Below are 20,609 nucleotides of genomic sequence, written 5' to 3' on the forward strand. Positions count from 1 at the left end.
AATTTTCAGATAACTTATGATAGTACTAGTGATGGACAGATGTGCCACACATAAAAAAGTAGGAATCTAAGAATGGAGTTGAAGAAATGTACACAGGCAAAGAATATTTGGAAAGTCTCAATGACGGCAGATCGGTTTATTTAAACGGGGAAAAAATTAAAGATGTAACAACACATCCCGCTTATCGGAATGCTGCTCGTTCGTATGCGAGAATGTACGATGCTCTTCATGATCCAGCGACACGTGATATCTTAACAACAACAACCGAATTTGGCGACAGAACACATAAATTTTTCAAAACACCCACTAGTTCTCAGGATTTGTTAGAGGCAAGAGATGCCATCGCTCAGTGGGCAAAGCTAAGCTATGGATTTATGGGACGAACACCTGATTACAAAGCTTCTTTCACTGGACACCTTAATGCGTTTGGTCATTTTTATCAAGGTTTTGAAGACAATGCATTAGCCTGGTACAAAAAATCAACAAAGGAAGTACCATTCATTAATCATACAATTATTAATCCGCAAGTAGATCGCTCAAAACCTTTACACGAGAATAAAGATGTATTTGTTCGTGCCGTTGCGGAGCGAGATGACGGTATAATTGTAAGCGGTGCCAAAATGGTTGGGACAGCTTCTGCTTTAACTCATTACAACTTTGTCGCGAACTATGGACCGAAAGATTTAGGCGGTGGTGATGATAGTCATGCACTAATCTTCTTCGTACCAATGAATGCGGAAGGACTATGTATGATTAGCCGCCAATCCTATGAACTACATGCTGCTAAAAATGGAACTCCATTTGATTATCCGTTATCCAGCCGCTTTGATGAAAATGATGCAGTGATTGTGCTCGATAACGTCTTCATTCCTTGGGAAAATGTATTAGCTTACCGAAATATTGAAGTATCAAATAATTTCGCAAAAGTAAGCGGTTTCATTCCGCGCTTTACTTTCCATGGTTGTACACGTCTCGCCGTTAAATTAGATTTTATGACCGGGCTGTTATTGAAAGCAACGGAAGGAGCCGGTACGAAGGATTTCCGTGGAGTTCAGGCAAAGATTGGCGAAGTGGTTGCTTTACGAAATATGTTCTGGGGTCTTTCTACTGCAATGGCAACAGATCCTGAAAAAGGGCCAAACGGCTTAGTGGTTCCAAACTCTTACTCAAGTGCCGCTTATCGAGCGTTGGCTCCATTGGCTTGGGTAAAGGTGAAGAATATCTTTGAGCAAGTCGTGGCTGGCGGATTAATTCAATTGCCTTCAAGTTCAAAAGATTTCCTCAATGAGGATTTAAAACCTTACTTAGACACATATTATCGCGGAACAGGAATCGGTGCGGAAGAACGCGTGAAATTATTGAAAATGGTTTGGGATACAATCGGCACTGAGTTTGGCGGCCGTCATGAATTATATGAGGTCAACTATGCTGGAAACCATGAAAACATCAACATGGAAGCGTTATTTCATTTTGAGGCAACAGGTGCTGCCGATCAGCAAAAAGCATTCGTCGATTCTGCATTAAGTGATTATGACCTTAAGGGTTGGACGAACAAAACATGGGTAGATGCGAAAGAAAAAGAAGCGGTTAAATCATAAATTTTGATAGGAGGGAACAAAATGGATGATCGTCAATTTCGCCAAGCTATGGGGAAATTTGCTACGGGCGTTACGGTCATCACGACTGAGCTAGAAGGAGAGGTGCACGGCATGACGGCTAATGCCTTCATGTCGGTCTCTCTAGATCCGAAGCTAGTGGTGATTTCCATCGGAGAAAGAGCGCAAATGCTTGAAAAAATCAAGAATAGTAAAAAGTTTGCTGTCAATATTTTATCAGGAGAGCAACAAGAATATTCAATGATCTTTGCTGGTCAGATAAAGGAAAAAAGGGAAATCGATTTCGACCAACTGGCGGGACTCCCTGTCTTAACAGGAGCCATTGCTCAGGTAGCATGTGAAGTGGTAAATGAACATATCGAAGGAGATCATACCTTATTTATCGGCAGAGTCATCGATAGTAAGCTTGAAGAGGGAGAGCCACTCATGTTCTTTAATGGCCAATATCGCTCTTTTACGCCTGAAGTAAGTCTCGTAAATAAGTAGTCTAGTTTAATCAATATATTTAATAGGAGGATTACCATGACTTCTTACCAGGAACCCATTTTTGATGTAGCCCAGCTTGCTCACGTGGAGCTTTTTTCTCCGAAACTTGAAAAATCTGTTGAATTTTTTACAAGATTTCTAGGAATGGAAGTAACAGCTCGTACTGAAAAATCCGTATACCTTCGTGCTTATGAGGATTTCTACCACAATACGTTAATCATTACAGAATCAGATCATGCGGGTGTCGGCCATGTTGCTTGGCGGGCCACTTCACCGCAAGCGTTAGAGCGACGTGTAGAGGAAATTGAAAAGACCGGATTAGGAAAAGGGTGGATTGATGGTGATATCGGCCACGGCAGAGCCTACCAATTCACAAATCCTGATGGTCATTTAATGGAAATTCTTTGGGACGTTGAGTATTACCAAGTGGAAGAAGGCCAAAGATCAAAACTATTAAACCGACCATCCAAACGCCCAGATCGAGGCGTGCCGGTTCGCCGCTTAGATCATATTAATCTTATGACATCGAATCCAGCAGCAGATACGGACTTTATGCTTAACACACTCGGTTTTCGATTAAGAGAGCAAATTCAAGATAATGGCCATGTGCTGGGCAGCTGGATTAGTGTTTCCAATCTCGTTCACGAGATTGCCTATATGCAAGAACCTAGCGGAGGAAAAGGGAAGCTGCATCATCTTTGCTACTGGTATGGTATTCCTCAAAATCTTTATGATGTAGCAGATTTGATGAAAGACCATGGTATTAAAATTGAAGTTCCACCGAATAAGCATGGAGTCAGCCAAGCGTTCTGTATGTATGTGATTGAACCAGGCGGAAACAGGATTGAATTATTCGGAGATGCAGGGTACATCATTACGGACCCAGCATGGAAGCCAGTAGTTTGGGATATGAAGGACGTTCCTGGCAATGGCGATACATGGATTGGAACAGAATTCCCAGTATCTTGGTGGACGCAGGGAACACCGCTGACACCAGTGAAAACAGAGGAAGTCGTGAAGTCTTAATAGATTGATAGGCGAATTGCATTAAAAGATACGTATATGGTGAACAATGGAGGGAGCTATCTTGGAATTCATTCAAGTGACAAGCAACAACCGCGAACAAACTTCTTTACGAACAAAGCCAAGTGTAATGGCTCTAGGATTTTTTGATGGCGTGCATTTAGGTCATCAGAAGGTGATTAAAGAGGCAAAAAGAGTTGCGGAAGAACAAGAACTCCCTTTGGTTATTATGAGTTTTTTCCCTCATCCAAAAGTGGTCCTTTCAAATGGGAAAAAGATCATCCCTTATCTCATGCCAATGAAAGATAAGAGGAGGATTTTTGAAAAGTTAGGGGTAGATTGCTTCTACTTGATTCAGTTTACCAAGGAATTTGCGGAGTTATCTCCAAGGGAATTTGTTCAAACCTATCTTCTGGACTTTGGAGCAAAACAGGTGGTAGCGGGGTTTGATTTTACATATGGACACCGGGGCGAAGGCAATATGAATACCATGATAAGGGATTCAAATGGGAAAATTGAGGGAGTCAAGGTGGATAAAATAGAGTGGGAAGGCGAAAAAATCAGTTCTACGCACATTCGTCAACTGATTTTAGCTGGTGAACTGGAAAGAATCCCTTTTTATTTAGGGACTGAATATCAAAGTGAAGGCAGGATTATTTTCCGTAAAAAACATGTGGAGGTCGTACTCCTTCCTTATTATTTGATGCCTGCTCCAGGATGGTATGAAGTTACCGTAAACCTTCACCAGGAGACGACCACACAAATCGCGGTCGTTCGTGACGGAAGGATTACTTTATTATCACCATGCGGGCATGGATTTCCTTTTTATGAATGGGAGAACGTTCGAGTTTCATGGAAGAAAGTTTTGCCTAAAGGGTTTGTTCAAGAAGTAGCTTCAAGACAAGTCTTTTTAAGCTCCTCTTAGTGGGTCGATGAGATATTTATCTTTTCCAGTAACCAAGTCTCTCGGAAATTAATTTTCCTGAAGTGATCAATTCACTTGCAAAATACTGAATCCGTTGTTTGGAGAATCGTGAACTTGGTCCTACTAGGTTAATAGCAGCAATGACTTTTCCTGTATGGTCTCTGACAGGTGCGGACACGGATGTCCGTCCCATGGTATATTCATCGACACTAACCGAATAGCCATGATTTAAGATTGTTTTCAACTCTTCCCGAAATCTATCTGGTTCTATAATGGTTTTCGGTGTAATCGCATCGAGTCCATTTTGAATTACTAGATCAACCAAGTAGGTTCCACTATGCGCAAGAAGAAGTTTCCCTGAACTCGTACAATGAGCATAATTATGGAATCCTAAGTGTGAGGGTACTTTATTCGAGGTTTTACTCTCGACTTTGTCTAAATAGACTACATGATTTCCATCTAATATTGCCAGGTGGGCTGTTTCCCCACATTTATTGGCAAGGTCGGTAAGGATCGGTCGTGATTCTGTATGCAGATCAATGTTACCTAAGACAATGGAGCTCAATTCAACAACGGAGAGACCTAACTCATATTTATTGGTCTCTTTATTTTTTTGTACCAACCCTTCGGATGCGAGAGTTGTAAGAATTCTTTGGACACTGCTTTTTCCTAAACCAAGCTCATTGGCTAGTTCGCGTACTCCTTTTTGTGGTTGATCCATTTTAAAAGCACGCAAAATTCTAATGGCATTTTTTACAGAAGAGAGCAGCTTTTCTTGTTCTTGTATCATATTTTCCTCCGAGTAGTAAAAATTATATAAATATTCTAAAAGTGTCCCGTATAAAGGGACAGTGACATTGTACCTAACATAGCAACCTATTATGATGGAAGCATACAACAGGTTTTCGACAAATGAAGAAGAATTTGATACCGAATATAATGAAAACGGTATCACTATTCAGTATATTTCGTCAATCTTCTTTATTCATGTTTACAAAACTAAAAAAATTAAAAGGGAAATCTAGGAGGAACGGACATGACAATTTTTAAAGAGCCAATTTTTGATCTAGCACAACTTGCACACGTGGAGATTCTTTCACCAAAAATGGAACAATCTGTTGAATTTTTCACAAGATTTCTAGGAATGGAAGTAACGGCTCGGTCCGGTAGCTCCGTTTATCTGCGAGCTTATGAGGATTTTTATCATAATACGTTAAAAATAACTGAATCCATACAAGCAGGAGTCGGCCATGTTGCTTGGCGGGCAACATCCCCGCAAGCACTACAGCGCCGTGTGGAAGAAATTGAAAAGACAGGATTAGGTAAAGGCTGGATCGACGGTGATATCGGTCATGGAAAAGCTTATCAATTCACTACTCCTGATGGTCACTTAATGGAAATTCTTTGGGATGTCGACTATTACAATGTGAAAGACGATCAACGCTCAAAACTATTAAACCGTCCATCCAAACGCCCAGATCGCGGTGTACCGGTTCGCCGCTTAGATCATATTAATTTAATGACTTCTAATCCAGAAGTCGATACGAACTTTATGATTGATACGCTCGGTTTCCGATTGAGAGAGCAAATTCAAGATAATGGTCATGTTCTAGGAAGCTGGATTAGTGTATCCAATCTCGTTCATGAAGTGGCTTATATGCAAGAGCCTAGCGGCATAAAAGGAAAGCTTCATCATCTTTGCTACTGGTACGGGATTCCGCAAAACCTTTATGATGTGGCGGATCTACTTAAAGATCATGGTATTAAAATTGAAGTTCCGCCTAATAAGCATGGAGTTTCCCAAGCGTTTTGTATGTATGTGATTGAACCAGGCGGCAACCGCATTGAATTATTCGGAGATGCGGGCTATATCATTACAGATCCTGCTTGGAAGCCTGTTATTTGGGATATGAAAGACGTTCCGGGCAACGGCGATACTTGGATTGGAACCGAATTCCCTGTTTCTTGGTGGACCCAAGGAACACCGCTAACATCTAGTGAAGCAGTTGAAAAAGAAGTTGTAAAACCTTAATTCATTGATTACTAGAAAGTGAGGTGTAAGGGTCGTGACGAAAGTTAAAGCAGCAATTTTGGGATCTGGAAATATTGGAACAGACTTGATGTATAAAATTTTAAAAAATGATGGAAACATGGAATTAGCCTTAGTGGCAGGGATTGACCCAAATTCTGAGGGGTTAGCGAGAGCAAAAGCAAAGGGAATTGCCGTAAGCCATCATGGTATTGATGCCATTCTAGAAGATCCAGAGATTAAGATTGTGTTTGATGCAACTAGTGCGAAAGCCCATAAGCTGAATGCACAAGCCTTACGAGAACAAGGAAAATTAGCCGTTGACATGACACCGGCAGCGGTTGGACCGTTTGTTGTCCCAACTGTTAATTTACATGACCATCTTGAAGCAATGAACGTTAACTTAATTTCTTGCGGCGGTCAGGCGACAACACCACTTGTTCACGCCGTCAATCGTGTAGTACCTGTTCATTATGCAGAAGTCATTGCAACAGCGGCCAGTGTATCCATTGGACCAGGAACGAGACAGAATGTCGATGAGTTTGTACGCACAACGGCAAATGCGGTTCAACAAATTGGCGGAGCGACAATCGCAAGAGCCATTCCTGTATTTAATCCAGCTCAGCCGCCTATAAATATGACAAATTCCGTCTATGCCGTGATGAAAGAAGAATTCGATGAGGCAGCAGTGATTGAGTCGGTTCAATCGATTGCAGCTGAGATTTCTAGCTATGTTCCAGGCTATCGTTTAAAAGGTACGCCATTTGTAGATTACCGTGAAACACCATGGGGCCGCTTGCCAACCGTAGTGATTATGAATGAAGTAATTGGAGCAGGAGATTTCTTCCCTACCTATGCAGGGAATTTAGATATCATGACGGCCTCCGCCTACCGAGTCGGAGATGTCTATGCCGCACATTATCTTTCTGCAAAGGAGGTAACACAATGAAGATTCCTAGACTGACAGATACAACCTTACGAGATGGCGATCATGCCGTTAGCCATAGTTATACACCTGAACAGGTACGCGCCATTGTAAAAGATTTAGATGAAGCCGGTGTGCCAGTGATAGAAGTGAGCCATGGTTCTGGTTTAAACGGGTCGACCATTCAGCAAGGGTTCTCAATTCATTCTGAATATGACTTGATTAAAGTAGCTGTCGAGACCGCGAAACAAGCTAAAATTGCTTCTTTGTTTGTTCCAGGAATAGGTACGAGCAAAGAACTAAGAGAAGCGGCTGAGCTTGGCATTTCTGTGCTCCGAATTGCCGTTCATTGTACAGAAGCAGATGTGACGGAGCAGTACTTCCGCTTAGCGAAAGAATTAGGACTTGAAACAGTTGGTTTCCTTATGATGTCTCATACGCAGCCTGCCAGTGTCCTTGTGGAGCAGGCAAAGCTAATGGAATCATATGGTGCTGATTGTGTGTATGTAGTGGATTCTGCAGGTGCCCTTGTTCAAAGCGGCGTTCGTGAAAGAGTGTCCGCCTTAAAAGAAGCCTTGTCCATTCAAGTTGGTTTCCATGCTCATAATAACCTAGGATTGGCCATCGGCAATACGATAACCGCACTTGAAGCGGGTGCCGATCAAATTGACGGAACGCTAAGAGGACTAGGGGCGGGAGCTGGAAATGCACCAACTGAAGTTCTTGTTGCAGTGCTAAATAAAATGAACATCGAAACAGGAATCAACTTAGCGATATTAATGGATGCTGCAGAGGAAAAGGTCGCGCCACTCATGCAGTCTCCAATCGTGATTGATCGCGGCAACCTATCAAGCGGCTATGCCGGAGTTTATAACAGCTTTTTATTACATGTGAAACACGCCGCGGAAAAGTTCGGAGTCGGGGTATCCGAAATTATGGAAGAGCTTGGTAAAAGGCAAACCGTTGCTGGCCAAGAGGACTGGATTTTAGATGTTGCGGTTGAACTAGCAGAGAAAAAAGGGATAACAGTCTAGTACCAGGTAAGGAGGGAACAGGTGTGACAATCATTCAAGAAGCAGCCACTCGTCTTTTGGAAGCGGAGGAAACAAAGCAGGTGATCGAGCCGTTAACGATTTCCTATCCAGGAATTACTGTTGATGAAGCCTATTATACCCAATTAGAGATGATCCGCAGAAAAGTTGCAAATGGAGCGATCATCGTAGGGAAAAAGATTGGCGCGACAAGCAAAGCGATTCAAAACATGTTTGGTGTCAATCAGCCTGATTACGGTCATTTATTAGCAGATATGATGGTGGTGGAAGGCGAAACGATTTCACTTTCACACTATATTCAACCGAAAGTTGAATTTGAGATTGCTTTTATATTGAAAAAGGATTTAAAAGGTCCAAATGTTTCTATCCTGGATGTCGTTGAGGCGACCGATTATATCATTCCAGCCATTGAAGTAATTGATAGTAGAATTGAAGATTGGAAGATCAAATTTGAAGACACAGTTGCGGACAATGGATCTTCTGCTAGTGCAATGATTGGCGGGAAACCAACAAAGCTAGATGGCTTAGATCTTACTCATATCGGAATGGTCGCTTATCGAAACGGTGTAATGATTGATTCTGGAGCAGGCGCAGCCGTCCTTGGAAATCCACTTCGTTCAGTCGCATGGCTGGCGAATTCATTGGGTAAGTACGATGTCTCGCTAAAAGCAGGGGAAATTATTCTTTCAGGTGCTTTAACCAGTGCGATTGAAGTGAAGGAAAATGATACGTTTACGGCGGAGTTTGCTCATATTGGTTCAGTCACGGCGTCCTTTATTAAGTAGGCTCGGTTAAGTTGTCGGTTTTTATGTAGGTAGGAGAATACATAGGCGGAGAATTTCCGTCTAATGTACAAAAGTAAGCTAAAAAAGCAGATATAAGAGGAGTATTCCGGTTAATGGCTCTATATTAGCCAAAATATAATGATTTCGATTATATAAACGGAAATGCTTCCTTTATTTATAAGGAAATAGAGGTATGTCCAAATTTAGCCGGAATTCTTCCGTTTATTTTTCAAACACAGTGAAATCAGCATTCATTAATAGAAGAGTCATGAAATAAACTCCGAACCTTGATCAGCGCACGGATCAATGAGATATCAAAAGAAACAGGGTGATAACATGATTAAAACGGATGTAATCGATCAAATAGCACATGAACTGTTCCAGGCAGAAAAACAGAAAAAAGCAGTAGGTAAGTTTGTGGACGCCTATCCTGAACTGGATGAAGCCTTAGCTTATCAAATACAAGAACGCTTAGTCGATATGAAATGTAAAGAAGAAAACACAAAAAGAATCGGCTGGAAACTAGGATTAACGAGTAAAGCGAAACAAGAGATGATGGGTGTTCACGAGCCATCATATGGGGTTTTGCTTGAAAGCATGCAGTTGTCTGAAGGAGAAAAAATTTCTCTCTCCCCATTCATCCATGCGAAGCTGGAGCCGGAAATTGCCTTTATTTTTAATAAAGAATTGAAAGGTCCGCATGTAACCGTAGCGGATGTCCTTCATGCAACACAATATATTGCGCCTGCCGTTGAGATCATTGACAGCCGCTTTTATGGGTTCAGCTTTACCTTGCCAGATGCGGTGGCAGATAACTCATCTTCTTCCCGCTTTATTATCGGTGAAAGATTCTATTCACCGCAGGATTTCGATTTGAAATTGATGGGTATGGTATTTAAACAAAACGGAGAAGTGGTTGCGACAGGTGCCGGTGCAGCGGTAATGGGCCACCCAGCGAGAGCGATAGCTTGGTTAGCTAACCGGTTGTATAAAGTGGGTCAAAGTATTCAGCCAGGAGAAGTCGTGTTAAGCGGCTCCTTATCAGCAGCAATTAAAATCGAAGCAGGTGACCATTTCACAGCCGGCTTTGATGGCCTAGGTAGTGTTGAGGCAGTATTCACGGAATAAAGTTGCAAAGTGAAGGGAGAGGTTACAATGCCATTTATTCAAGTTAATATTCTTAAGGGTAGATCACCTGAAAAAAAAGAACGATTAATTCGAGAAATGACCGATTTAGTATCAGAGGTGCTAGATGCTCCGGTCCAAAGTGTTCGCGTCATGATAAATGAATTAGATCCAGAACATTGGGGCATTGCAGGCGAATCAGTTAAAAAGAGAAATGAGGTTTCAAAATGACAAACGTACAGACTGGTGTCAGAGAAGTTGGTCTTTATATAAACGGGGATTATATAAAAGCTAGCAACGGTGCTACTTTTGAAGTGAAAAATCCAGCGACACAGGAGGTAATTGCGAAAGTCAGTGAAGCCTCACAAGAAGATGTGAATTATGCTTGCCGTGTAGCTCGGGACGCTTTTGAAAATGGCCCGTGGAGAACGATGACGGTAGCTGAGCGTTGTGCAAAGCTTCGTCGTATGGCTGAAATCATCCTTGAGCGAAAAGAGGAAATCGCTCGCTTAGATGCAACCGATGTCGGAAAACCATATCACTCTGCGGTTCAGCATGAAGTTCCACGTGCAGCCAACAACATCAAATTCTTTGCCGACTTCATGGAGCAGCAAGGCGGAGAAGTGTACCCAATGGAAGAGGCATATTTAAACTATACTCGCTATGAACCAGTAGGAGTCGCTGCACTGATTACCCCTTGGAATGTTCCTTTTATGCTAACCACTTGGAAACTTGGTCCTTGTCTGGCTGCAGGAAACACAGCTGTGATTAAACCAGCTGAAATGACTCCGCTTTCTGTGTCGCTTCTCGGAGAAATTGCAAAAGAAGCTGGAATTCCAGACGGTGTTGTCAATGTCGTTCATGGTCTAGGCGGAGTCGTTGGAACTGCTCTTACAACCCATCCTGAAGTAGATCTTGTTTCCTTCACGGGTTCGACGGCTACAGGAAAACGAATTATGAAAAACGGTGCCGACACGTTAAAGAAGGTTTCGTTTGAATTAGGTGGAAAAGCAGCGAATATTGTGTTCGAGGATGCCGATCTTGATAAAGCGATTCCTGTATCGATTCATGCAGCGTTCATGAATTCTGGTCAAATCTGTCTCGCTGGATCAAGAATCTTAGTGCAAAGAACGATTTTAGATGAGTTCCTTAAGAGATTTAAGAAAGCGGCAATGGAACTAAAAGTCGGCGATCCACAAGATTCGGAAACCAAAATGGGTCCGGTTGTGAGTGAAGAGCATTATAATAAGGTCACTAGTTATCTAGAGATTGCCAAAGAAGAGAATGCAACATTAATTTGTGGTGGAAAACGTCCAGAGTTACCTGAGTATTTGCAAAATGGATATTATTTAGAGCCTACTGTCTATCTGACTGAAGATTCGAAGTCGCGAATTTGCCAGGAAGAAATCTTTGGCCCAATCGTGACCATTATACCATTTGATACCGAAGAAGACGCCCTTCGCATTGCCAATGATACAGATTACGGATTGAACGGTGTCGTTTGGACAGAAAATCTCCAGCGTGCTCATCGGATTTCACATTCTGTACGTGCAGGTACCATTTGGGTGAACTGCTGGTTTGTTCGTGATCTACGTGCTCCATTCGGCGGCTTCAAAAAGAGTGGAGTTGGACGTGAAGGCGGTCACCACAGTTTGGAATTTTTCACAGAAGCGAAAAATATTTGTATCGCTTTGAAATAGCGATCGATTACTGCTATGATATGGAAAAAGCATAGAGGGAAAGGCTCATTGTTTCATATAGAACTATGAGCCTTTTCTAGTTATCTATTTAGGTGCAGTGTTTATAGCCATTGTTACAAGAAGAACCATAGGGAAAAAGGTGTAATTTTTGAAAAAGTTAACATAATAATATTATGTTAATGAAATGTAGAAAGTTTTAGGTCTATCTTTTAATTAAATATTTGTGAGCGAATGAAATAAAAGAGTCAGAAACCATCAAAAAAATAGGATGGCTTCTGACTCTTTTCCTTTTGACTATCCATTCTACAAGGCTTATATCGTTTTACATATTCAGGTCAGCATAGACAAACGGTGCGGGACAGGAACAAATGTGAAATAGAGTCTTTCTAAATATTTCAATCTTTAGGAGTTCCAAATTTGGATCTCCTATTTTTTTACTAAGTCCCAACTGACCCGACTAGGAAGAGAGCAAGGTGTTCACTAGTGTTAAAAAAAGTGTTTCATCCAATGTAATAATGAAACAAATATGAAACAAAAAAACATTGTACTAATAAATATATTGATTACAAATAGTAGAATTGTCTGTTAATTTAATGAATATTCCCAATTATGTGATAGATCCATCCGAATAGCTTCTCATTTGTAAGGGTTGGCATGAAATTTGCAATAGATATAGTGTGGTAACATTTTATTTGGTAGAAGAAGGAGAAAAGGAAATATTGCCGAATCCTAAAAACAACTATTCTTTCATTAGAGCGGGAATAATAGTTTACTTAATTCGGAAGTATAACGATGAATAAATGGATGAATGGCAAGCCTATCTCCTTTAATGATAAAAGTAGGATGTTTACCCATCTGATAAATTGCTAGATTTACAAGGAGGAGAATGATATGAAAATTGGTGTTGATGTAGGAGGTACCTTTACAGATTTAATTTTGGTTGATCCACAAGGTGGAAAATCGATTGTACATAAAGTGCCCTCGACTCCAAAAGACCCATCTGAAGCAGTAATTCAAGGTGTCTTTGAACTATGTGAAATGGCAAATATCCATCCTGGACAAATCGAGCAATTTTTCCACGGAACAACCGTAGCTACTAATATCGTTTTAGAGCATAATGGCGCTAGTGTGGGAATGGTAACAACCGAGGGGTTCCGTGATGTGTTACATATCGCGAGGCACAAACGTCCCTACAATTTTTCTCTATATCAAGATCTCCCTTGGCAAAAATACCCTCTGGTAAAAAGACGGAATCGTTTGGTCGTTTCTGAACGGATCACAGCAGACGGTGATGTATTGATTCCTCTTGATGAAGAAAAAACAAGAGAACACATCCGAAAATTAAAAGAGGCAAAAGTCGATGCGATTGCCGTGTGTTTCTTGTTCTCTTTTAAAAATCCTCAGCATGAAAATCGTGTGAAGGAAATCATCTTAGAAGAATATCCTGATGTATTCCTCTCAATTAGCAATGAAGTTTTACCTCAATACAGGGAGTATGAACGGTTTAGTACAGTGGCATTAAATGCGTTTATCGGACCTAAAACAAGCAAATATATTAAAAAACTTAAAAAGAACCTCGAGGATATGGGAGTAAAGTCAGAACTGCACCTCATGCAATCAAATGGCGGGATTGCAACCTCAGAAATGGCTGCAGAAAAACCAATCAATTTACTTTTATCGGGGCCGGTTGCTGGTTTGATTGGTGGAATTAAAGCAGCACAAAACGCTGGTTTTAAAAATGTCATTACTTTGGATATTGGGGGTACATCCGCAGATATTGGTGTCGCACCAGGTGGAGAAATGAGGATGCGTCATTTATTGGATACAAGAATTGGCCAATATAATGCCATGATTCCAATGGTAGATATCGATACGATTGGGGCTGGCGGCGGTTCCATTGCCTATGTGGATGAGGGTGGAATTTTCCGTGTAGGTCCGCAAAGCGCAGGCGCCGACCCAGGACCAGCTTGTTATAATCGAGGAGGAATGCTGCCAACATCAACAGATGCAAATGTTTTATTAGGCAGAATTCAAGGGGAAAACAGATTAGCTGGAAGTATGGAATTAAAGCCGGAGCTATCCGAAAAGGCCTACCAAGAACATATAGCAGAAAAATTAAACATGGATGTACGGGAGGCCGCTGCCGGTGCTTTAAAAATTATGACTCATAACATGGTAAATGCCATTGAAATGAATAGTGTAAGAAAGGGCTATGACCCGCGTGAATTTACACTGGTAGCAGCAGGTGGTGCCGGTCCTTTGTTTGCATGTGATATTGCAGAAGAGTTAAATATTCCTTATGTTGTTGTTCCGCCATTCCCTGGGATTACGGCAGCAATTGGTCTGCTTGGTACGGACATTACCTATGAAAGTGTGTCTACAGTATGGAGTTCATTAAAAACCGGAAGCATCCAAAAGCTTCGTGAAGAGTTTGCTAAACTTGAACAACAAGCAATTGCCTCTTTAAAAGCAGATGGAATTAGTGATGATAAGATTATTTTAAAAAGAGTATGTGATTGCCGTTATGAAGGTCAAGGATATGAATTGCGTGTAGATGCACCTGCAGGTGAGATGAATGAAGCTTGGGCAGAAGAAGTAAAAAATGCCTTTCATGCCGTACATGAGAGAGAATATGCGAGCAAATTTGAAGACCAAGAAGTCATTGCCATTAATATCCGTCTGATTGGTGTAGGTGTGGTGACAGATGAAAGCAGCTTAGCGCCGCAGCCGGAGGCTTTGAAATTCAATCCAGCTAATGGGAAGAAGGGATTTGTCTGCTTTTGGGTAAATGATAGATTAGAAGAAGTAGAAACCTCCTTTTACCATCGCTCAGACATTCCTTATGGCACTCAATTAATAGGCCCAGCCATTATCCAGCAAAAAGATAGTACGACGGTCATTCCTCCACTATGTAAAGCTATTTTTGATGAGTATGGCAATATCGTTATAGATATGAAAGAAAAGAATGCTAGTAAAAATCAAAAACTCGTTGCCACAGTTTCGGAGTAAGGGAAAACATATGGACTGAAATGATAGATTTTGGTGAAAGGGGTTACATTTAATGGGGAAATTACATGAAAAAAATATCGATCCTGTAACATTAGGAGTTATTGCCGGTTCACTAAATGCGATTGCGAAGGAGATGGCTCTAGTCCTTTATCGAATGGCCTACTCAAGTATTATTCGAGAATCTGAGGACTTAGGTGCAGGGTTATTTGATGAAAATGGAAATGAACTTTGTGAAAGTGATTCCTCTCCGATGCATATCGGCTCACTTCCTGGTTATATCTCAGGAGTTAAACATTTTCTCAAGGATGATATACAAGATGGAGATGTAATTCTTCATAACAATCCATACTATGGCGCATCTCATACACCAGATTTAGCGATCATTGTTCCTATTTTCTACAAGGGAGAGCTTGTTGGCTATGCAGCCAATACAGGGCATGTCTTGGATGTTGGAGGAATGTCCCCTGGCTTAATGGTGGATGTTGTCGACGTGTTTGCAGAAGGCAAACATTACAATGCCCTTAAACTTTACAATAAGGGTGTGAAAAATGAAGACATCTGGAAGCATGTTCTAGAGAACGTAAGGACACCTAAAGAAAACAAAGGTGATATTGAGGCTATGATTGCTTCAGCACGCTTAGGAAGAAAAAGATATTTAGAGTTAATTGAACGGTATGATTTGGAAACGGTAAAAACAGCGGAAAAACGTTGGCTGGATTATTCGGAACAAATGTTAAGAAAAGAAATTGAGAAGCTTCCTGATGGCATTTACAAAGCCCCTACCGGCTGGTTGGATGATGATGGCCGAAATTACGGTGTTCCGTTAAGGATTGAAACAAGCGTTGAAATCAGAGGCAGTGAAATTATTGTTGATTTAACAGGCAGCTCTCCTCAGGTTGAAACAGGCTATAATGTTCCTTTTTCTGGATCAACCTTGCCTGCCATTTATACCATTGTTCGTTCCATTCTCTTAGATGAGGCAAACTCGGAGGTTTTTGTTCCACAGAATAGTGGGATTTTCCGTCCCATTAAAGTCATTGCCCCTCTTGGGACCATTTTCAATCCAAGATTCCCAGCTTCTTGCTTTGCTAGGTTTAATCAAATAAACCGATTAGCGGATCAAGTGAATCTGGCATTCTCGCAAATCTTGCCTACCAAAACGACGGCAGGGAACTCGGCACATATTCATGCCAATTCCTACGCAGGATTAGATCCAGATTCAGGTTCTTACTGGATTAGCATCGAGATTAATGAGGGGTCATATGGCGGAAGATATGGCAAGGACGGTTTAGACGCAGTTGATACATTAGTGGCGAATACGCGTAATAACCCTATTGAAGAATTAGAAATGAGAACACCGATGCGCTGCCATCGTTATGAGTTAAGAGAGGAAGAACCAGCTTCTGGAAAATGGAGAGGTGGTATTGGAATTGCCAGGGAATGGGAATTCTTTACCAATACTCTCTTTACAGGTGAAGGTGATCGGCATTATGACCCGCCAAAAGGTGTTCGAGGAGGGCATGATGGTAAAACGGGTTCACTCGGTTTGACTCGAACTAATGAAAAGGAGCAAAACCTGCATGCAAAGGTCACCAATTTTAAGATAAATGCAGGTGACAGGCTCTTAATCAAGACCCCAAGTGCAGGTGGTTATGGGAATCCATTAGAGCGGAACCCGCAAGAAGTAGTAGAAGATGTACTTGATGAGTTTATCAGTAGTAACACAGCTCGAAATGTATATGGTGTTGTCATAGATTCAGAAGGCAAACTTGACTTACCGGCAACTCTTGAGTTACGAACCAATTTGGAAAAAGAGAAGGTAATGAATTAATTTTAAAAAGGGGTGCTCGTATATGTCATTAAATCCCTATCAAAAGGCAGGGTATGGTCAAGGAAACGTGGGAATCGGCAAAAAACCGGCAATCCTAGTTGTAGACTTTCAAAAGGCTTTTACTAGCATTGAATCACCTTTAGGAGGCAGTGAATTAATTACTTCAGCTGTTCAAAAAACAAAGGAGTTAATCTCTCTCGCAAGACAAGAAAACCTGCCTATTATCCATACTGTCGTGGGTTACCGACAAGATAAAAAAGATATGGGGCATTGGCCATTAAAGGTACCTACACTTTCTGAAGTAACACTGGGGTCAAAGTGGGTTGAAATTGATGAGGAACTAGAAGTAAAAGAGGAAGACATCATCATCGTTAAGAAAATGCCTTCTGCTTTTTTTAATACAGACTTAACCAATATTTTAATTAGTAATCAAATTGATACAGTTATTATTTCAGGTTGTACAACCAGCGGCTGTATCAGAGCAACTGCTATCGATTCGTTTTCATATGGCTTCCGTACGATTATTGCGGAAGAGTGTGTAGGTGATCAAGGAATAGAACCTCATCGGGCAAATTTATTTGATATTCAAAATAGATATGGTGATATTCTTAAAAACAACCAGATTATCAGTCACTTTACCAAAGTACTACGCTAAACATTAAGGCGCCAATTTTAATTGGCGTCTTTCGTATTTTTATCACTCAATATGAAACATATATTTAGATCACATTTATGAAACAGCTAGTTTCTATGGCGTTTGTTTAACAAAGTGTTTCATCTTTTTAAAAGAAATGAAACCAATTGGAACGTTTTATGATGAAACAAACGGATAAAGAGTTTGGTTGTATTCAGAAAAGTCGTAATTTAACAAAAAAACAAATCGATAACACTTGTCGTTACTGGTTTTCCTTAATTTTTCTCCTTTTTTTTAAAAGTTGGCACAGAACTTGCTTTATATAAGGTGAGAGCAAAAATTAAACAAAATGATTCAAGGAGGAAGGACATGAAGATTGCAGAAACGTTTGCACAAATGGTACACACCTTACAGTACCAAGATTTAAGTGAAGAGGTAATTGACAGAACCAAATACTTGGCGCTTGACTTTATTGGTTTAGCTGCCCGGGGCAGCCAGTTTGATTCAAGTAAACCTATCCATGATTTCATTCGGAATTATGGGGGACAGGGGAATGGAGTGGTGATTGGAGCTAAGGATTTAAGCCCGCTTCCGCAATATGCTGCACTGGCAAATGGATCAGCCTCTCATAGCTTGGAGCTAGATGATGTCATCAATGAAGCTTCACTGCATCCTGCAGTCGCGGTTTTCCCAACAGCTTTTGCGCTTGCGGACGCTTATGATAAGTCAGGGGAAGATCTTATTGTTGCAGCTGTCATCGGTTATGAGGTAATGGGCCAGCTTGGCAGAGCGTTGAATCCTTCAAGTGTTTATGCCAGAGGCTTTCATCCTACCGGAGTAGTGGGTGCCATTGCGGCAGCAGCAGCAGCGAGCAAATTGTTGGGATTAACCTATGAACAGACGGTTAATGCATTAGGAATCGTAGGCAGCCAGGCAGCAGCATCCATGGAATTTTTAAATACAGGATCTTGGACAAAGCGCCTTCATCCGGGCTGGGCAGCACATAATGGTATGATTGCGGCTGAACTTGCAAAAGCAGGATTTACAGGTCCAAATTCCATTATTGAAGGCGATAAAGGTTTTGCCAAAGCTTATTCAGGTGAGCTGAATGCAGACACATTGAATGGTGCTTTTTCCAATGAAGATAACTTCATTTTAAAAACAAGCATTAAGCCTCATGCCTGCTGCCGATATAAGCAGGGACCATTAGATCTTGTTCTCGAAATCGTTAAGACACATGATTTAAAACCAAGTGATATTAATAAAATCAATGTTTATATAGTTCAAACAGGACTTCCGATTGTGGCTTTGCCAGAAGAAGAAAAACGGAATCCACAATCTTCTGTAGACGCTCAGTTTAGCATGCATTTTGGTGCTGCAGCTGCTGTTATTTATCGAAATACGTTACTAGAGCAATATGATGATTCCATAGTTTCCCTTCCAGAAGTCAAAGAAATGATGAATAAAGTTAACTGCTTTAGAGGTGAAGATTTGGAAAAGGATTTCCCGAAAAAATGGCCAGCAAGAGTCGAGATACAAACGACCAAAGGGACATTCTCCAATCGAATTGATTATCCAAAGGGTGATCCAGAAAATCCATTATCATGGGATGAAATGATCACGAAATTTAATTATGTGACTTCTACTGTATTTGATCAGAAACAGCAGCAACAATTAGTTAAGGGAGTAAGGACATTAGAGGAATTTGAAACAGTAAGTGAGCTATCTGTTCTATTAAAGGGAGGAGTTTTTGCATGAGTTTATTTACACTCGCACCAGATAAACAACAAGTCCTTGATTTAGTGAAGGATTTCTGTAGAAAAGAAATTGCTCCAGTTGCCAGTAAATTGGAACACGCTGATGAGTATCCACATGAGATTGTTGAAAAAATGAAAGAGCTCGGTTTCTTTGGATTTACCATTTCTGAAGAGTACGGCGGATTTGGGGTTGACTTTGTCACCTATGCGCTTGTAATAGAAGAAATCACCAGGCATTGGATGAGTGTGGCAGGGATTTTAAATAGCCATCTGATTATGGCCTATATTGTTGAAAAATATGCAACAGAGGAACAAAAGCACAAATTCGTGCCACGGTTTGCTACAGGTGAATGGCGCGGAGGTCTGGCACTTTCTGAAGCCGATGCAGGGACAGATGTACAGAATATGTCAACAAAAGCTGAAAAAATTGGGGACTCTTATGTGGTGAATGGAAGTAAAATGTGGATTACGAATGCTCGGTACGGAAATACCTTTATTTTGGCTGCTAAGACAGATTCAAAGACCCAGCCGCGATATAAAGGGATCAGTTTATTTTTGATTCAAAAGGGCGGAGAAGGTTTTGAGGTTCAACGTGATATTGATAAGTTGGGCTATAAAGGAGTGAAGACGTGTGAAATCACGTTTGAAAATTTCCGTGTTCCTGCTGACCAATTAATTGGTGGAGAGGAAGGAAAAGGATTTAAGCAGGTTCTTGGCGGCCTGGAGTTAGGACGCGTAAATGTAGCGGCACGTGGTGTTGGTTTGGCACGTGCATCATTTGAAGATTCGATCAAATATGCACAAGAACGGAAAACATTTGGGGTACCGATTTGTGAACATCAGGCCATTCAATTAAAACTGGGTGAAATGGGAACAAAATTGGAGGCAGCACGTTTATTAACGTTAAATGCTGCGACTAAGCTTCAAAATGGTGAACGGTGCGATCTCGAAGCGGGGATGGCCAAATTATTTGCCACAGAAGTTGGCTTTGAACTAGCCGGTGAAGCGATGAGAATTCATGGAGGTTATGGCTATACAAAAGAGTTTAATATTGAAAGATATTATCGTGATTCGCCGCTCATGCTGATTGGTGAAGGAACAAATGAAATGCAGAAAATTATCATTAGCAAAGGTTTAGTTCAAAAATATAAAATCTAACATTCATAAACAAATTAAGTAGGAGGTATTTATTATGGCAGAAATTCATACACCATTTGGAAGAGTATACGAGGATTTTAATGTAGATGATGTAATCATGCACTGGCCAGGAAGAACCATTACGGAAGCGGATGATATGATGTTCAGTTTGCTTGCTCTTAATCAGCATCCCCTCCACATCGACGCACATTATGCATCAAAAACACAATTCAAACAGAATCTAGTAAATGGAACACTTGTCTTTTCTGTAGCGGTCGGCATGACCGTAAATGATATTAGTGGTGCAGCTATTGCGATGCTTGAATATGAAAATATCAAACATTTAAAGCCTACATTTCGAGGAGATACCCTTTATGGAAGAACAAGGATTCTAGACAAGTGGGAAACGAGTAAAAATGATCGTGGCATTGTCTATGTTGAAACCATCATTAGCAATCAAAGGGAAGAAGATGTGATGAGCTATAAACGGAAACTATTAGTGCCGAAGCGTGAGTTTGCGCCGCGTCCATATACACACCGCAATCATTCATAAGAGTCCTGTAAACGGGAGGGGA

General features: G+C 41.0%; 18 protein-coding genes. 17 read left to right on the forward strand and 1 reads right to left on the reverse strand.

Translation table 11 applies throughout. The annotated features are described in order from the left end of the window. Positions 1-86 precede the first annotated feature (86 nt). The 4 genes from BANA01_RS08585 to BANA01_RS08600 all read left to right on the forward strand — a co-directional run bounded on the left by BANA01_RS08585 (position 87) and on the right by BANA01_RS08600 (position 4,050). Complete coding sequence (locus tag BANA01_RS08585) at positions 87-1,598, forward strand: 4-hydroxyphenylacetate 3-hydroxylase family protein (protein ID WP_034675217.1); 1,512 nt, start codon at positions 87-89, stop codon at positions 1,596-1,598. Positions 1,599-1,619: 21 nt separating this feature from the next. Further along, positions 1,620-2,102 (forward strand): flavin reductase family protein, encoded by a 483-nt coding sequence (locus tag BANA01_RS08590; protein ID WP_034675214.1) that lies wholly within the window; start codon positions 1,620-1,622, stop codon positions 2,100-2,102. Positions 2,103-2,138: 36 nt separating this feature from the next. Further along, a complete protein-coding gene (locus tag BANA01_RS08595) occupies positions 2,139-3,128 on the forward strand; it encodes a catechol 2,3-dioxygenase (protein WP_034675211.1) in 990 nt (329 codons plus the stop codon). Between the two features lie 61 nt (positions 3,129-3,189). Then, positions 3,190-4,050, forward strand: coding sequence for an FAD synthetase family protein (locus BANA01_RS08600; RefSeq protein ID WP_052106372.1), 861 nt, complete (start codon positions 3,190-3,192; stop codon positions 4,048-4,050). A 16-nt stretch (positions 4,051-4,066) separates the two neighbouring features. Here BANA01_RS08600 and BANA01_RS08605 read toward each other — a convergent pair whose 3' ends face one another. Continuing rightward, positions 4,067-4,840, reverse strand: coding sequence for an IclR family transcriptional regulator (locus BANA01_RS08605; protein ID WP_034675210.1), 774 nt, complete (start codon positions 4,838-4,840; stop codon positions 4,067-4,069). Between the two features lie 246 nt (positions 4,841-5,086). Here BANA01_RS08605 and BANA01_RS08610 point away from each other — a divergent pair, with 246 nt between their 5' ends. From BANA01_RS08610 to BANA01_RS08670, 13 genes are all read left to right on the forward strand, one after another. Then, positions 5,087-6,082 carry a catechol 2,3-dioxygenase gene (locus BANA01_RS08610; protein WP_034675208.1) on the forward strand — a complete coding sequence of 332 codons (996 nt, stop codon included), beginning with the start codon at positions 5,087-5,089 and terminating at the stop codon, positions 6,080-6,082. Positions 6,083-6,116: 34 nt separating this feature from the next. After that, positions 6,117-7,028, forward strand: coding sequence for an acetaldehyde dehydrogenase (acetylating) (locus BANA01_RS08615; RefSeq protein ID WP_034675206.1), 912 nt, complete (start codon positions 6,117-6,119; stop codon positions 7,026-7,028). Beyond that, on the forward strand, positions 7,025-8,038 hold the full coding sequence (gene dmpG / locus BANA01_RS08620; protein ID WP_034675204.1) for a 4-hydroxy-2-oxovalerate aldolase: 1,014 nt from the start codon (positions 7,025-7,027) through the stop codon (positions 8,036-8,038). The genes BANA01_RS08615 and dmpG overlap by 4 nt, the downstream gene beginning before the upstream one ends. 23 nt (positions 8,039-8,061) lie before the next feature. After that, on the forward strand, positions 8,062-8,841 hold the full coding sequence (locus BANA01_RS08625) for a 2-keto-4-pentenoate hydratase (protein WP_082799442.1): 780 nt from the start codon (positions 8,062-8,064) through the stop codon (positions 8,839-8,841). 336 nt (positions 8,842-9,177) lie between these two features. Then, positions 9,178-9,969, forward strand: a complete 792-nt coding sequence (locus BANA01_RS08630; RefSeq protein ID WP_034675227.1) for a 2-keto-4-pentenoate hydratase — start codon at positions 9,178-9,180, stop codon at positions 9,967-9,969. A 27-nt stretch (positions 9,970-9,996) separates the two neighbouring features. Continuing rightward, positions 9,997-10,197 carry a 2-hydroxymuconate tautomerase gene (locus tag BANA01_RS08635; RefSeq protein WP_034675225.1) on the forward strand — a complete coding sequence of 67 codons (201 nt, stop codon included), beginning with the start codon at positions 9,997-9,999 and terminating at the stop codon, positions 10,195-10,197. Further along, positions 10,194-11,666, forward strand: a complete 1,473-nt coding sequence (locus tag BANA01_RS08640) for an aldehyde dehydrogenase (protein WP_063252625.1) — start codon at positions 10,194-10,196, stop codon at positions 11,664-11,666. The genes BANA01_RS08635 and BANA01_RS08640 overlap by 4 nt, the downstream gene beginning before the upstream one ends. Before the next feature lie 891 nt (positions 11,667-12,557). Beyond that, on the forward strand, positions 12,558-14,675 hold the full coding sequence (locus BANA01_RS08645; RefSeq protein WP_063252627.1) for a hydantoinase/oxoprolinase family protein: 2,118 nt from the start codon (positions 12,558-12,560) through the stop codon (positions 14,673-14,675). Between the two features lie 52 nt (positions 14,676-14,727). Further along, complete coding sequence (locus BANA01_RS08650; protein WP_063252629.1) at positions 14,728-16,506, forward strand: hydantoinase B/oxoprolinase family protein; 1,779 nt, start codon at positions 14,728-14,730, stop codon at positions 16,504-16,506. A 22-nt stretch (positions 16,507-16,528) separates the two neighbouring features. After that, on the forward strand, positions 16,529-17,161 hold the full coding sequence (locus BANA01_RS08655; RefSeq protein WP_063252630.1) for an isochorismatase family protein: 633 nt from the start codon (positions 16,529-16,531) through the stop codon (positions 17,159-17,161). A 348-nt stretch (positions 17,162-17,509) separates the two neighbouring features. Then, positions 17,510-18,898: an MmgE/PrpD family protein gene (locus BANA01_RS08660; RefSeq protein WP_063252632.1), complete on the forward strand. Its 1,389-nt coding sequence runs from the start codon at positions 17,510-17,512 to the stop codon at positions 18,896-18,898. Then, entirely contained in the window at positions 18,895-20,055 is a 1,161-nt protein-coding gene (locus tag BANA01_RS08665; RefSeq protein WP_063252634.1) for an acyl-CoA dehydrogenase family protein, read from the forward strand. The genes BANA01_RS08660 and BANA01_RS08665 overlap by 4 nt, the downstream gene beginning before the upstream one ends. A 34-nt stretch (positions 20,056-20,089) precedes the next feature. Further along, positions 20,090-20,587 carry a MaoC family dehydratase gene (locus BANA01_RS08670; protein ID WP_063252636.1) on the forward strand — a complete coding sequence of 166 codons (498 nt, stop codon included), beginning with the start codon at positions 20,090-20,092 and terminating at the stop codon, positions 20,585-20,587. Positions 20,588-20,609 lie beyond the last annotated feature (22 nt).

The organism is Neobacillus niacini NBRC 15566, from assembly GCF_001591505.1.
In the GTDB taxonomy this organism is placed as follows: Bacteria; Bacillota; Bacilli; order Bacillales; family Cytobacillaceae; genus Neobacillus; species Neobacillus niacini.